This window comes from Clostridium sp. LIBA-8553 (assembly GCF_057782465.1).
Map to the genome: position 1 here is coordinate 1,556,920 of NZ_CM173489.1, position 13,442 is coordinate 1,570,361.

General features: G+C 27.7%; 13 protein-coding genes and 1 pseudogene. 10 read left to right on the plus strand and 4 right to left on the minus strand.

The features are described from left to right. Nucleotides 1-21: 21 nt before the first annotated feature. Nucleotides 22-756: a GntR family transcriptional regulator gene (locus tag AC2JAQ_RS06885; RefSeq protein WP_488458547.1), complete on the plus strand. Its 735-nt coding sequence runs from the start codon at nucleotides 22-24 to the stop codon at nucleotides 754-756. A 41-nt stretch (nucleotides 757-797) separates the two neighbouring features. Here AC2JAQ_RS06885 and AC2JAQ_RS06890 read toward each other — a convergent pair whose 3' ends face one another. Both AC2JAQ_RS06890 and AC2JAQ_RS06895 read right to left on the minus strand, forming a co-directional pair. Then, entirely contained in the window at nucleotides 798-3,434 is a 2,637-nt protein-coding gene (locus AC2JAQ_RS06890) for an FAD-dependent oxidoreductase (protein ID WP_488458548.1), read from the minus strand. 205 nt (nucleotides 3,435-3,639) lie between these two features. After that, nucleotides 3,640-4,482: a PHP domain-containing protein gene (locus AC2JAQ_RS06895; RefSeq protein ID WP_488458786.1), complete on the minus strand. Its 843-nt coding sequence runs from the start codon at nucleotides 4,480-4,482 to the stop codon at nucleotides 3,640-3,642. Between the two features lie 271 nt (nucleotides 4,483-4,753). Between AC2JAQ_RS06895 and AC2JAQ_RS06900 the strand changes: the two are divergent. The 7 genes and pseudogenes from AC2JAQ_RS06900 to folK all read left to right on the plus strand — a co-directional run bounded on the left by AC2JAQ_RS06900 (nucleotide 4,754) and on the right by folK (nucleotide 10,203). Beyond that, nucleotides 4,754-5,346, plus strand: a pseudogene (locus AC2JAQ_RS06900) (anthranilate synthase component II). A 5-nt stretch (nucleotides 5,347-5,351) separates the two neighbouring features. After that, nucleotides 5,352-6,698, plus strand: a complete 1,347-nt coding sequence (pabB, locus tag AC2JAQ_RS06905; protein WP_488458549.1) for an aminodeoxychorismate synthase component I — start codon at nucleotides 5,352-5,354, stop codon at nucleotides 6,696-6,698. Nucleotides 6,699-6,716: 18 nt separating this feature from the next. Then, a complete protein-coding gene (locus tag AC2JAQ_RS06910; RefSeq protein WP_488458550.1) occupies nucleotides 6,717-7,511 on the plus strand; it encodes an aminotransferase class IV in 795 nt (264 codons plus the stop codon). Then, entirely contained in the window at nucleotides 7,501-8,058 is a 558-nt protein-coding gene (folE, locus tag AC2JAQ_RS06915) for a GTP cyclohydrolase I FolE (RefSeq protein ID WP_488458551.1), read from the plus strand. The genes AC2JAQ_RS06910 and folE overlap by 11 nt, the downstream gene beginning before the upstream one ends. A 25-nt stretch (nucleotides 8,059-8,083) precedes the next feature. Continuing rightward, on the plus strand, nucleotides 8,084-8,557 hold the full coding sequence (locus tag AC2JAQ_RS06920) for an HD domain-containing protein (RefSeq protein ID WP_488458552.1): 474 nt from the start codon (nucleotides 8,084-8,086) through the stop codon (nucleotides 8,555-8,557). A 12-nt stretch (nucleotides 8,558-8,569) separates the two neighbouring features. Further along, on the plus strand, nucleotides 8,570-9,379 hold the full coding sequence (gene folP, locus AC2JAQ_RS06925) for a dihydropteroate synthase (protein WP_488458553.1): 810 nt from the start codon (nucleotides 8,570-8,572) through the stop codon (nucleotides 9,377-9,379). Between the two features lie 11 nt (nucleotides 9,380-9,390). Beyond that, complete coding sequence (gene folK / locus AC2JAQ_RS06930) at nucleotides 9,391-10,203, plus strand: 2-amino-4-hydroxy-6-hydroxymethyldihydropteridine diphosphokinase (protein ID WP_488458554.1); 813 nt, start codon at nucleotides 9,391-9,393, stop codon at nucleotides 10,201-10,203. A 25-nt stretch (nucleotides 10,204-10,228) separates the two neighbouring features. Here folK and AC2JAQ_RS06935 read toward each other — a convergent pair whose 3' ends face one another. Continuing rightward, the gene (locus AC2JAQ_RS06935) at nucleotides 10,229-10,702 is read right to left on the minus strand and encodes a DUF4883 family protein (RefSeq protein ID WP_488458555.1); all 474 of its coding nucleotides are present in this window, start codon (nucleotides 10,700-10,702) and stop codon (nucleotides 10,229-10,231) included. Nucleotides 10,703-10,815: 113 nt separating this feature from the next. Between AC2JAQ_RS06935 and AC2JAQ_RS06940 the strand changes: the two genes are divergently transcribed. Both AC2JAQ_RS06940 and AC2JAQ_RS06945 read left to right on the plus strand, forming a co-directional pair. Then, the gene (locus AC2JAQ_RS06940; protein ID WP_488458556.1) at nucleotides 10,816-11,256 is read left to right on the plus strand and encodes a hypothetical protein; all 441 of its coding nucleotides are present in this window, start codon (nucleotides 10,816-10,818) and stop codon (nucleotides 11,254-11,256) included. A 355-nt stretch (nucleotides 11,257-11,611) separates the two neighbouring features. After that, complete coding sequence (locus AC2JAQ_RS06945; RefSeq protein WP_488458557.1) at nucleotides 11,612-12,700, plus strand: pyruvate kinase; 1,089 nt, start codon at nucleotides 11,612-11,614, stop codon at nucleotides 12,698-12,700. Here the strand turns inward: AC2JAQ_RS06945 and AC2JAQ_RS06950 are convergent. Continuing rightward, the gene (locus tag AC2JAQ_RS06950) at nucleotides 12,697-13,242 is read right to left on the minus strand and encodes a phosphatase PAP2 family protein (protein ID WP_488458558.1); all 546 of its coding nucleotides are present in this window, start codon (nucleotides 13,240-13,242) and stop codon (nucleotides 12,697-12,699) included. The genes AC2JAQ_RS06945 and AC2JAQ_RS06950 overlap by 4 nt on opposite strands. Nucleotides 13,243-13,442: the final 200 nt, after the last annotated feature.

The following is a 13,442-nucleotide window of genomic DNA, read 5'->3' on the forward strand; positions in this document are numbered from 1 at the left end:
ATTAAAGAAAAGGGTGTTTTTATGCATTTACATAATAAAATAGAAAATTATATATTAGATAGGATAGAGTCTGGAGAGTGGTTAGAAGGGGAAGTGCTTCCTACTGAAATGAAATTAGCAGAAAGATTTTCTGTAAGTAGACCTACAGTTAGGCAGGCTCTTAATAGTTTAGTTAATAAAGGATATTTAAAGAGAGTCAAGGGAAGGGGTACATTTGTCACAAAACCTAAAATAGTGCAAGATAATACTAGATTCATAGAAAGTTACAATAGAGAAATGAATAATAAGGGATTGTTACCTGTAACAAAGGTATTAGGAAAAGACATAATACTAGCAGATAGTAAAATTTCTGAAAAGTTAGAGATAGTCGAAGGGGATAAGGTTATTAGAATTGAAAGACTTAGATTTGTGGAAAGAGATAATAAAAATGATGTTATAAGCAATAAACCAGTTTTATTAACAACTGTTTATTTGCCCTATAAAGTAGCTAAAGAAGTTTTAGGAAACAATCTAGAGAATACATCATTATATGATATTTTAGAGAGTATGGATTTAAAGGTTTGTAGAGTAGTTAGAGAGATAGAAGCTAAAAGTGCGGATTATAAAACTGCAAGGCTTTTAGAGGTAGATGAGGGAAATGCTATTCATTATTTATCATCAGTTGGATATTTAAAGAGTGGAAAGCCAATTGAGTATTCAGAAAGTATTTATCCAGGAGAGAGAAATAAATTCATAGTAGAGTTAAATTTAAATTAAAAAAAGGATATTAGTTTTACTAATATCCTTTTTATTATATATTATAGTAAATCACTTGATAAAGCTGCAGCTTTAGATAATTTGTTATCTATTGCTATTATTATTTGACCAGCTTTAGAGATATCACCAACTATAATTCCTCCAACTAAAATGTTATCTTTGAAGAATAGTTTAGTGTATTGTCCTTTTGCTTCATCCTTAGAGCTTATTTTTTCATAAGAAGCATCGTTAAATTTTATTAAGCCAGCTGAGAATACATGAGTATTTAAAGCATCTAATATTATTGATGGTGTAAAGTTTTCGAATATTTTTTCTGCTCCGGTTGCATTAGCACCAGCGCTTTTACCCATTTCGATTGCTGCAGGCCAGTTTCCATAAACAAGACCGTTAAATTCAGCTACATCACCACAAGCATAAATATCTTTAGCACTTGTTTCCATTTTTTCATTAACAATAACACCTCTGTTACAGTTAATTCCTGTTTCTTTAGCTAATTCAATATTGCTTCTTATGCCTGTTGAAACTAATAATATATCAGCATCTAAAGTTTTTCCGCTCTTTAAGCTTATAGAAGTTAACTTACCATCTTTAATTATTATTTCATCACATTCTTCTGATATTAAGAATGTTATTCCGCAATCAGAAACTTGATTTCTGAATATATCTGCACCTTCTTGGTCTAATTGATTATTCATAAGATTTGGTAAGAATTCAACTACTGTAACATCTAAGCCTGCAAGTTTCATTTCCCAAGCTGCTTCTAATCCAAGAGGACCAGCACCTATAACAACAGCCTTCTTAGCTTCTTTCATTTCTTCTTTAACATCAAAAGTATCTTTTAAATCTTTAATAGAGTAGATACCTTTAAACTCATGAATATTTTCACAATTTAAAGCAATTTCTTCATTATTATTTTTAACTTTAAATGGTGGAATAAAGTTGTGGCTACCATTAGCTAATATAAGTTTAGTATATGGTATTTCAGTACCATCTTTTAAAATTATTTTTTTATTATCTTTATCTATAGAAGTAACAGTAACTCCTAGTAATTCTTCTATATTATTTTCTTTGTACCAAGAAGATTTTGCTAAGTAGAAAGTATCTAAGTTCATTTCTTCATTTAGAAGATCTGAAAGGTTTGGTCTTGAGTAAGAAGATACTTCTTCACTTGAAAGTAATTTAACTGAAGCTATTTTGTTGATTTCTCTTATTGTTTTAGCAGCATAGAATCCAGCAGCTCCATTACCTATGATTACGAAGTTATCATTAGTGTCATTCTTTTCGAATGTATCCATTTCAACTTCTATAAATTGCTCTTTGCCAGCTCCACAAACAGGACAGATATTAGGACATACTGGACTTTCAAATATTTCACCACAAACCAGACATTTCCAATATCTTGTCTTTCCGTTTCCAGTTAATACTTCTTTAGTTTCAGTAGCGTTATTTGGAGCATAATCAAGTTCTTTTTCTCCAAACATAGTTCTTGCAAAATCTCTACCGAATTCAAAAGCTTCTTTTAATTCAACAGTTGAAGGTTTAAATTTAATTCTTAAACCAGGTCCAAATATATTCATTTTTAATTCTTTTAATCTAGCTTCTATTCTAGGAACAGCTTCACCACTCCATCCATATGAACCAAAGGCAGCGGCGTATTTTCCTCCATGAATAATAGGGTTTAAGTTAGCTAAAAGAATTCTGATAGGAGGTAATAATTCTCCAACTATTGTTGGTGAGCCAAATAATATTCCATCTGATTCACCTATATCAGCTAACACATCTTCTTGCTTACTATAAGTTAAATCATATAATTTAACTTCAACATTATGTTCAGACTGTATTCCTTTAGCGATTTCTTCAGCTAATTCTTTAGTGTATCCATAAGCTGATACGTAAGGAATAGTAACTTTTTTATCTCCGTTTATTTTAGGTTGTACTGGAGTACTCCATTCTTTATAAGTATTTATTATTTTCCATGGATCTTGTCTAAGTACAGGACCGTGACCAGGACAAACTAAATCTATATCTAAATCTTTGATCTTATCTATAGCTTTTAAAACGTAAGGTTTGTATGGTCCAAAGATACAATCATAGTAGTATCTTAAAGCATCTAGGTATTCTTCTTCGTTAGGAATTAAGTCATTAAATACTTCTTCACAAGAGTAGTGGCTTCCAAAAGAGTCACAAGTTATTAATGCCTTATCCTGAGGAATATAAGTATACATTGAATCTGGCCAATGTAAAAATGGTGCAGAAATAAATTGTAATGTTTTATTTCCTAATGAGATTGTGTCATTGTCTCCAACAACTATATATTCAAAATCTTTATTAACTATATCTTTTAAAAATTCTATAGCTTGCATTGAACCTATAACTTTAGCTTTTGGAGATATTTCTAGTAATTTTTCAACTGAACCAGCATGGTCAGGCTCTGTATGATCAACAACTATGTAATCTATTGACTTAGGATTAACACCTAAGTTATTAAGCTTTGATAAATAATCTTCAAAACATTTTGCTTTTACTGTTTCAAATACAGCTGTTTTTTCACTACCTTTAACAACATATGAGTTATAAGTAGTTCCATAAGGAGTGTACATAATAATATCAAAAACTCTTAATTCAGGATCTAAAGATCCAACCCAATAAATATCTTTTTTTACTTCTAAATAATTCATAAAAACACCACCTAATATATATGTTAAGTTCTTAACAATCAAAATCAATTAATATTAATTATTAATTAATATCTACAATTAAATTATATTCCTTTTAAATGAAAAGTAAATACTTTTTTTATAAAATATTATATTATTAAAATTTATAAAAAAATAATGGTAATTTGGTAGTTAAACCATATTACCATTATTTTAATCATTAATATTATTTTTTATTACAGTGATATTTTTCAAGAAATCTTTCTAGATATTCTTCTGGTATACTCATGCATCCAACATGACCATGTCTTTCATCTCCTTCATGGTCACCATGAAAATCAGATCCACATGTTATAAGAAGGTCATGATGAACAGCGTATGAAATAAAGAAGTCAGTATCTTTTTTTGTATTTTGATAGTAAATAGCTTCTATACCATCAAAAGGAGATTCCATAACTTCTTTTACAGGAACCCTTTTTATAAGCTTTGGATGAGCTAGAACAGTTATAGCATTATTAGCTTTTAATATATTTATTCCTTCTTCTACAGAGATTTTTTTATTTGGAACATAAGCTGGACTATCGTTTCCAATGAAATTATCAAAAATATATTCCCAATCATAAGGATAACCAGCATCTATTATGCATTGAGCTATATGAGGTCTGGCAACTACGCCTTTTCCTTTTGCTAAAACATCTCTATAGTCAAGTTTTATATCAAAATATTTTTCTAAATTAGCTACAATTTTTTTAGCTCTATCTATTCTAGAATTTTTTAATTCTTTTAAGAAGTTTTGAAAAGATTCTGATTTATAAGAGTCATCTCTAAAATATCCTAATATATGAACAGTAGCGTTCTTATGTTCACAGCTAAGTTCTATTCCAGGAATGAATTCAATATTTAAATCTTTTGCAGCTTCTTTAGCTTCTTCAAGACCAGAAGTTATATCATGGTCTGTTAAAGCTATTAATGATATACCTGCTTTTTTAGCTTCTTTAATTATCTCTTTGGGAGATAGTGTTCCGTCTGAAGCTAGTGAGTGACAATGAAATTCTGCATTAATATTAATAGTAAACCCTCCTTTGAAATTGAAAAAAATTAATGTATGTATAAGAATTATTATTTGAATAATATTGTTATTTTTATAAAATTTGTAGTATAAATATTTTAACACAGAAGTTAGAATAAAATAAATTAATTTTTAACTTTAAATCAAGGAATAACAATACTTTGGATTATCAATTAAGAAGGCGTAGGCGTACAAATGGTATAAAATTCATATTTTTTTTGAGATGTTTTTGATATAATGATTTTAAACTAAATATTTTAGAGGTGAATTAATGTTTTTAATAATAGATAACTATGATTCCTTTGTATTTAACTTAGTTAGATATTTTAAAGAACTAAATGAAGAGATTGTTGTAAAAAGGAATGATAAGATAACTATAGAAGAAATAAAAAGATTAAATCCAGAAGGAATAATCATATCACCTGGACCTAAGGCGCCTAAAGATATGAAAGAGTGTTTGAATATCATAGATAAGTTTAAAGGAAAGATTCCTATTTTAGGAGTTTGTCTTGGACATCAGTGTATAGGATATTCCTTTGGAAGTAACATAATAAAAGGGGAATTTCCAGTGCATGGAAAGATTAGCAAAATAACTCATGATGGAAAAGGTGTTTTTAAGGGGATTAAAAACAACATAAATGTCACTAGATATCATTCTTTAATAGTTGATAAAAATTCTTTAGGCGAGGATTTAGAAATAACAGCTTTAAGTGATGATGGTGTTGTTATGGGGATAAGACATAAGAAGTATAAGATAGAAGGTGTACAATTTCATCCAGAAGCTGTTTTAACTGAATATGGTCATGAAATGCTTAGGAATTTTATTGAAGTTTCTAGAAGAAATTTAATACTATAGAAAGGTGATTAGCTTGAATTTTAAAATTAAAGAGATAGACAATAAACTTGAATCTCATGAAGTGTATTCTTTATTTAAAGATGAAAAGGATAGTATATTTTTAGATAGTTCAAAAGAAGAAAGCGAGTTTTCTTTATACTCATTTATAGGAATAAATCCTTTTAAAAAATTTATTTCTAAAGAGGATGAAATTTATATAGATGGGAAATTGAGTTATGGAGATCCTTTTGACAAATTAGATGAATTAATTAAAAAATATAAAATTGATTATGAGAGTAATATTCCTTTTTTAGGAGGGGCAATGGGATACTTTTCATACGATATAGGAAGAGTAATTGAAAAAATGCCTGAAAGTGCTAAAGAAGATGTAAGTATTCCTGATAGTTATTTTTTATTTTATGATAATGTAATAATATTTGACTTAAGAAATAAGAAAACTTATATAACTGCTTTAGGAATTAAAGAGGACTCAGAAAAAAGCATAAAAGATATTGAGGAAAAAATAAAACAAGGAAAAGTAGAATTTAACATAGTTTTAGATAAAAAAAGTGAATTTATTTCAAACTTCTCAAGAGAAGAATATATAGATGCTGTAAAGCAAGTAAAAGAGTATATAAAAGAGGGACATACATACATAGCTAATTTAACTCAGAGGTTTCAATGTGACTATAATTCTAATCCTTTTGATACATATATTAGTTTAAGAAGTATAAACAAAGCTCCATTTTCCTGTTATTTAAATTTAGAGGATTTTCAAATAATAAGTTCTTCACCAGAAAGATTTTTAAAGGTATTTAATAATCAGGTTGAGACAAGACCTATTAAAGGAACAAGGCCTAGAGGAATAAATAAAATAGAGGATGAAAAAAATAGAGAAGAGCTTTTAAATAGTGAAAAAGATAAATCAGAGCTTTTAATGATTGTTGATTTAGAAAGAAATGATTTAAGTAAAGTTTGTAAGCCTTTTTCAGTTAAGGTTACGGAACTATTTAAATTAGAGGAATATTCTACAGTATTCCATTTAGTCTCAACTGTTATAGGTGAATTAAATAATAATATTAGTTCTGTAAAATGTATAAGAGAATGTTTCCCAGGTGGATCTATAACTGGAGCACCTAAAATAAGAAGTATGGAGATAATAGAAGAGTTAGAAGGTATTAGAAGAGGAATATATACTGGAGCTATAGGTTATTTTGATTTAAGAGGAAATTGTGATTTTAATATAGTTATAAGAACTATATTAGCAAAGGACAATAAGGCTTATTTTGGAGTTGGCGGAGGCATAACCATTGAATCAGATGAGGAAATGGAGTATGAAGAAACGTTAGATAAGGCAAAGGCCTTAATGAGAGTATTATAATTAGGGTTGTGATATAAAGTGATTTATATAGGTAAAAATGAAGAAAATTATAATATGATAGAGGAAGATTTATTGAATATAGATTCTTCGGTTTTCTTTGGCAGAGGAATTTTTGAAACAATATATGTATTAAAAGAGGGGATATTTTTAAAAGAACACTTAAAGAGATTAAAAGAGGGGTGTGAAGCTTTAAAAATTCCTTTTAATATTAATGAAGAGGAATTAAAAGAGTTTATTAAAAATGAAAAAATAAATAATAAGGCTTTAAAAATAACGGTTACTGAGAAAAATATAATTTATTCCACTAGAAATATTCCTTATAGTTTTGATGACTATAATAGAGGTTTTTCATTAAAGCTTAGTGATGTAAGAAGAAACAGCACTTCTAAATTAACTTATTTAAAAAGTACATGTTATATTGAAAATATTATGGAAAAGGAAAAAGCAAAGGATGAAGGCTTTGATGAAGTAATATTTTTAAATGAAAGAGAAGAATTGACAGAAGGGGCTACCAGTAATTTATACTTTATAAAAGACAATAAGATATATACTCCTAAAGTGAGTTGTGGTCTTTTAGATGGTATAATTAGAAAATGGATAAAGAAAAACTTCTTAGTTGAAGAAGGGTGTTATAATATAGATGACTTAAGAAATAGTGAAGGAATTTTCATAAGTAATTCCCTTCTAGGAATAATGAAAGTAAGCAAATTTGAAGATAAATTTTTTGGGGAAAAAGACTTAATAGAAGAGGTAAAAAGGAAATACGACAATTCTATTATAAGTTTTTTAAATGGAGGGCAAAATGATCGATAAAGATAAAATAAGAGAAGGAATGAAATTAATACTTGAAGCAATAGGAGAAGATGTTAATAGAGAGGGTTTAATAGAAACTCCAGATAGAATTGCAAGAATGTATGAAGAGATATTTTCAGGAATAGGAATGGATGCAAAGGAGCATTTAAGTAAAACTTTTGAGGTTGATAGTAATGACTTAGTTTTAGAAAAAGATATAACTTTTCATTCAATGTGTGAACATCATTTAGTTCCTTTTTATGGAAAGGTTCATATAGCATATATACCAAATGGGCGAGTTGTTGGATTATCTAAACTTGCTAGATGTGTAGAGGTTTATTCAAAAAAACCACAGCTTCAAGAAAGACTTACTAAAGAAATAGCTGATGCATTAATGGAGTATTTAGATGCTCAAGGGGCAATGGTTGTTGTTGAGGGAGAACATATGTGTATGACCATGAGAGGTGTTAAAAAGCCGGGTGCAAAGACAGTAACAACAACTTATAGAGGAAGATTCTTAGATGATGAAAACTTAAAGAATGATGTATTCAGAATGATTTTCATGTAGATATCAATTGTTCGAGGTGGGGATTATGGAGAAAGTAAATAAGATACTTAATAATAGTAAGTATAAGGAATATTTAAATAAGAATTCTTTCTATGAAAAAGATAGAATTTTTTGTAAGCATAACTTAGAACATTTTTTAGATGTATCAAGAATTGCATATATAATGGTTTTAGAAAAAAAGCTAGAGGTTTCTAAGGAAATTATATATGCGATTGGACTTCTTCATGACATTGGAAGATGGGTAGAATATGAAGGAGGAGAAAAGCACAATAAGGCTTCTTATAAATTAAGTTTAGATATTTTAAAAGAATGTGATTTTGATGAAAATGAAATAGAAATTATCTTAAGTGGAATTTTAAATCATAGAAATAAAGAAGCCTTAGGCTTAGATGAAATCATATATCTAGCAGATAAAAAATCAAGAAGTTGCTTTTTATGTAAAGCTGAGAAGCTTTGTAAATGGGACAAAGAGAAAAAGAATTTAGACATATTTGTTTAAGGGGGAAGTTTTGTGAAAATAGGAAATAAAGAATTTGAAATAGGTAAAAGAACATATATAATGGGAATTTTAAATGTAACTCCAGATTCATTTTCAGATGGTGGAAAATATAATGATATTGAATTAGCATTAAAGCAAGCAGAAAAAATGATTCAAGATGGAGTAGATATAATAGATATTGGAGGAGAGTCAACAAGACCAACCCATACACCAGTAGGAGAAGAGGAAGAATTAGAAAGAGTAATTCCTGTAATTAAGGCTTTAAGAGAAAAATTTGATATACCTATATCAGTTGATACATATAAGGGGAAGGTTGCAGAAGAGGCAATAAAGGCAGGTGCAAACCTAATAAATGATGTTTGGGGATTTAAGAAGGATAAATATATGGCTACAGTTGCAGCTAAATATGGAGTACCTTGTTGTTTAATGCACAATAGAAATGACAATGAGTACGGAGATGATATAATAGAAACTATGAAAGTTGATATGGAAGAATGTATAAATATAGCCTTAGAAGCAGGAGTTAAGAAAGAAAATATAATTTTAGATCCAGGTGTAGGTTTTGCAAAAGATTATGAACAGAACCTAGAAGTATTAAACAGATTAGATGAATTTTGTTCTATGGAGTATCCAGTTCTATTAGGAACATCAAGAAAGTCAGTAATAGGAACTACTCTAAACCTTCCTACAAATGAAAGAGTTGAGGGAACCTTAGCTACCACTACTCTTGGAATAATTAAGGGCTGTGAATTTGTAAGAATTCATGATGTACTAGAGAATAAAAGAACTGCTCTTATGACTGATGCTATGGTAAGAAGATAGGAGTTAAGTGTATGGATAAGATTATTATTAAAGATTTTGAGGTTTTTGGTAATCATGGTGTTTTTGAAGAGGAAAAGAGATTAGGGCAAAAATTTATCTTAAGTATAGAACTTTCTTTAGATACTAGAGAAGCAGGCATGACTGGCGATTTGAGTAAGTCCGTTCATTATGGAGAACTTGCACATAAAGTAGAAGAAGAATTTAAGAAACAAAGTTATGATTTAATAGAGACTGCTGCTGAAAAAATTTGTGAATTCATATTATTAGAATATCCTTTGGTTAAAAAAGTTAAGGTTTCTTTAAAGAAGCCTTGGGCACCTATATTAAGAAGTTTAGATACTGTGTTTATAGATATAGAAAGACAGTGGAATGAGGCTTATATTTCATATGGCTCAAATATGGGCGATAAGGAGTATTATATAGAAGCGGCTTTAAATGAGATAAATAAAACATATCACACTGAGGTTATAAAAAAGTCTTCTTTAATTAAGACAGAACCTTGGGGATATACTGAACAAGATGAGTTTCTAAATGGAGCTTGCATTATAAAAACCCTTTTAAACCCTAAGGAATTAATAAAATTCCTACTAGGAATAGAAGAAAAGCTTAAAAGAGAAAGAATAATAAAATGGGGACCTAGAACTATAGACTTAGATGTTATATTCTTTAATGATTTAATAAGTGAGGATGAGGATATTGTTCTTCCACATCCTAGAATGCATCAGAGAAGTTTTGTTTTAGAACCTTTAAATGAAATTGCTCCTTATAAAATTCATCCGCTATATAAAAAACGTGTATTTGAATTGTTAGAGGAATTAAAATAATAAAAAAGAGCTATTTTTAGCTCTTTTATTTTTGTTTTTTATTAAAAACATATTGACAAAAGGGTTCAAGCTTAAAAGCATTAGGCGTATCTTTTAAACTTATATAATCCTTACTTATATCACTATCCCAAGGATAAAGCGTCACTATATCATCTCCATAAATATCTATTACATACTTAGTTGAAGCTACATCAATAAAAAACTTATAAAGAGGCTTAGTAGGTAAAGGTTCTTCTTGTATAAAGTTAGAATCCTTTAAGCTTTTAAGTAAGTCTTCTACAATTCTTGCATCTTCATTATCGACAATAACTTCACTATAAATATTCATATCTAATATTCTAATTTTTACATTATCTTTAGAGGCTATTTCACTAAGATTTTTAGTATGGTAATTTAAAGAAGGTTTTTCCTTAGTAAATATATCAGCTTTAGAACAAGAGGTTAAAGCCAAGGAAAAGCATAGAATTATTATAAATATGGTAGTAAATTTTTTTATCAATTTTATCACCTCCTCAAGTTTAATTTATGAAAGTTATGTTTTGGGTAGAACTTTTTTCAACAAAATGAATAATATATATTACAGTTGACATTAAAATAAGGAGGTGCTTTATAATGAAATATGCATTAGATATAAATGACTCCTATTTAAGAGAATTTTTAATAAAAAAATTAAAAGAAGATGGTAATCTAACTATAGATTGTTTTAATGAAGAAGGGTGTTTAGGGGAAAGTTTTTTTAAAAAAGTATTATTATCTAACACTACAAAAGCGGATATTTTTGTAAGAATAACAAAGGAATTAGGAAATGAGAAAAAAATAGAAATTTTAGGTGATAACCAAATTCTTAGAAGAGTAGTATCTTTAACATTAGAGGATATGGTAAATTATTTGGAGTTAGCTCAAATATGTATTAAAAGTGGAAAAGGACTGTACTTAGTTAAAAACTTAGAGTCTTTGTGTTTAATTATAAATATAAGTGATGAGGAATTTAAGAATATAGATCAAGAAAAGTTAAAAGATGTTTTATATAGAATAATTAAGGAAGTAAGTTAAGTAATTGAATTTATTATAAAATAAAGTATTATAGCATTCTATTCTGTGTTATTTACTTTAAAAGGACTAGTTTTTCTAGTCCTTTTGGTTTTTATAAGCAAATTTTATTTCTTCTCTTATACCATGAATTTTAGTCATAATTATAAAAAATAAAAGAAGAATCTGCTAAGACATTATCACCAAATAAATCACCAAAGATAGAGAACATTATATTTTGATTTTAGTAAAAACCATAAGAACATTTACTTATAAAATATATTATGTTAAGTTATTTTTAATTGTTAATATATAGAAATTATATTTAGTAGCTTTTATGCATATATATCATTGAATAGCAATATTTATGGAGGAAATTATGGACATTGTAGGTAGTATTAATACTAGATTTATTAATAAAAACGAACAGAGCAAAAAAGAAATTTTTAATAAAATAGATAATATAGTTAAAAGTGGAGGCAATATAATTAGAATGAATCTCTCTCATGGAAAGTATGAAGACATAGAAGTTTGCATCAATTACATACGAGATAAATATGAGGGGATAAAAATTCTTTTAGACCTACAAGGAAATAAAATTAGGGTATCTAATAACATTTGTGGCACATTTAAAGTGAATGTAAATGATATTATTTATTTTTGTTCAGAAGAAACTTATGAGCTTTATTTAGAAAATATTGATAAAACAAAATTGATACCTTTAAACATAAAAAATAAATTTATTTATAATAATAATTTTAAAAAAATATATATGAAAGATGCAACAATGGAGTTTGAAGTTATAAATAATAATAGTGGGCTTATAAAAACTAAGGTTAAGCTTGGAGGTGTTGTTAGAAAAGAAAAAGGATGTAACCTTCCAAAGCTTGATAGAAAAAATTGGGGTATGGCGCCTAAGGATTTAGAAGATATTAAATTTGCTATAGATAATAAGGTAGATATTATAGCCTATTCTTATTGTTCATATGTAGAAGAATGTAAAGAATTTAAAAATAGTGTTTTTAAAAACCTAAAACCGAATCAAGTTATACCAAAACTTTGGGGGAAAATTGAAACTTCAGAAGGAATAGATAATATAAAGGCAATAGCAAAGGAGCTAGATGGAATAGTTATAGCTAGAGGAGATTTATCTGCTGAAGTAGGAATAATAAATGTTCCTATAGCACAAGAAAAGATAGTTTATCTTCTAAAGAATCAGAATAAATCAATAATAGTTGCAACTAATGTACTTAGCTCCATTTCTAGAAGTAATAAAAGTAAGCCTACTATAAATGAATTAAGTGATATATATCATTTAATGAGATGTGGAGTAACAGGATTCATCTTAACAGGAGAGACAAGTACAGGAACAAATGAAAAGTATGCAGTAACAACATTAAAAAATAGCATAAAACATTATGAAAAGTTAATATCGAAAATAAAGAAAAAATCAAAAGAGTCAACTTAAGACTCTTTTGATTTTTTTTTAGATTTTATAAAGTTATAAGTTTTTATAACTATTAAAAAGCTTATATATCCTAATAAAATACCTGATAATACATCACTTGGATAATGAACTAGTAAATATAATCTAGAAAAAGCTATAAGTGAAGCTAATAAGTAGATATATACTTTTAGATTCTTAAATGAATAAGCAAGCATAAAAGCTGCAGCAAAAGATGCAGATGTATGGCCAGATGGCATAGAATAACTTGTTGGCTTTGGAATTATTATATGTAAATCAGAATAAGTAATGAATGGTCTAGGCCTTTCTATAATATGTTTAAGTATTCCCTCACCAAGAATTGTATTTACAATTAGAGCAGCTAATGTTAATAAACCAATTTTTCTATACTTTTTTGATAATATTAATAATACACTTATTGCAATCCATATAAATCCTAAATTACCTAATGAAGTGAAAAAAATCATTATTGGATTTAGAAAACTATTTTGAAGATTACTTTGGATCCAATAAAGTATATTTATATCTATGTGTTGAATAATCATAAATATTACCTCCATAACAAACCGATAAATATAGTTTATTACTAAAAGTTTAATAAGTCTAGTAAAAGCAAAAGTAGGTTTATAAAAAAAAGTAATATTATATAAAAAATATTCATTTAAAGAATTATAAAAAATAAATATAATGTATTTGTAATAAAAAATGGAGGGATAAGAGTGATTAAGGTTGAGAAGCCGGTTTT

Coding starts and splice junctions, on each gene's coding strand:
- AC2JAQ_RS06885 (WP_488458547.1), top strand. CDS start 22: ATGCATTTACATAATAAAATAGAAAATTATATATTAGATAGGATAGAG.
- AC2JAQ_RS06890 (WP_488458548.1), bottom strand. CDS start 3,434: ATGAATTATTTAGAAGTAAAAAAAGATATTTATTGGGTTGGATCTTTA.
- folE (WP_488458551.1), top strand. CDS start 7,501: ATGATCGATAAAGATAAAATAAGAGAAGGAATGAAATTAATACTTGAA.
- AC2JAQ_RS06920 (WP_488458552.1), top strand. CDS start 8,084: ATGGAGAAAGTAAATAAGATACTTAATAATAGTAAGTATAAGGAATAT.
- folK (WP_488458554.1), top strand. CDS start 9,391: ATGGATAAGATTATTATTAAAGATTTTGAGGTTTTTGGTAATCATGGT.
- AC2JAQ_RS06940 (WP_488458556.1), top strand. CDS start 10,816: ATGAAATATGCATTAGATATAAATGACTCCTATTTAAGAGAATTTTTA.
- AC2JAQ_RS06945 (WP_488458557.1), top strand. CDS start 11,612: ATGGACATTGTAGGTAGTATTAATACTAGATTTATTAATAAAAACGAA.
- AC2JAQ_RS06950 (WP_488458558.1), bottom strand. CDS start 13,242: ATGATTATTCAACACATAGATATAAATATACTTTATTGGATCCAAAGT.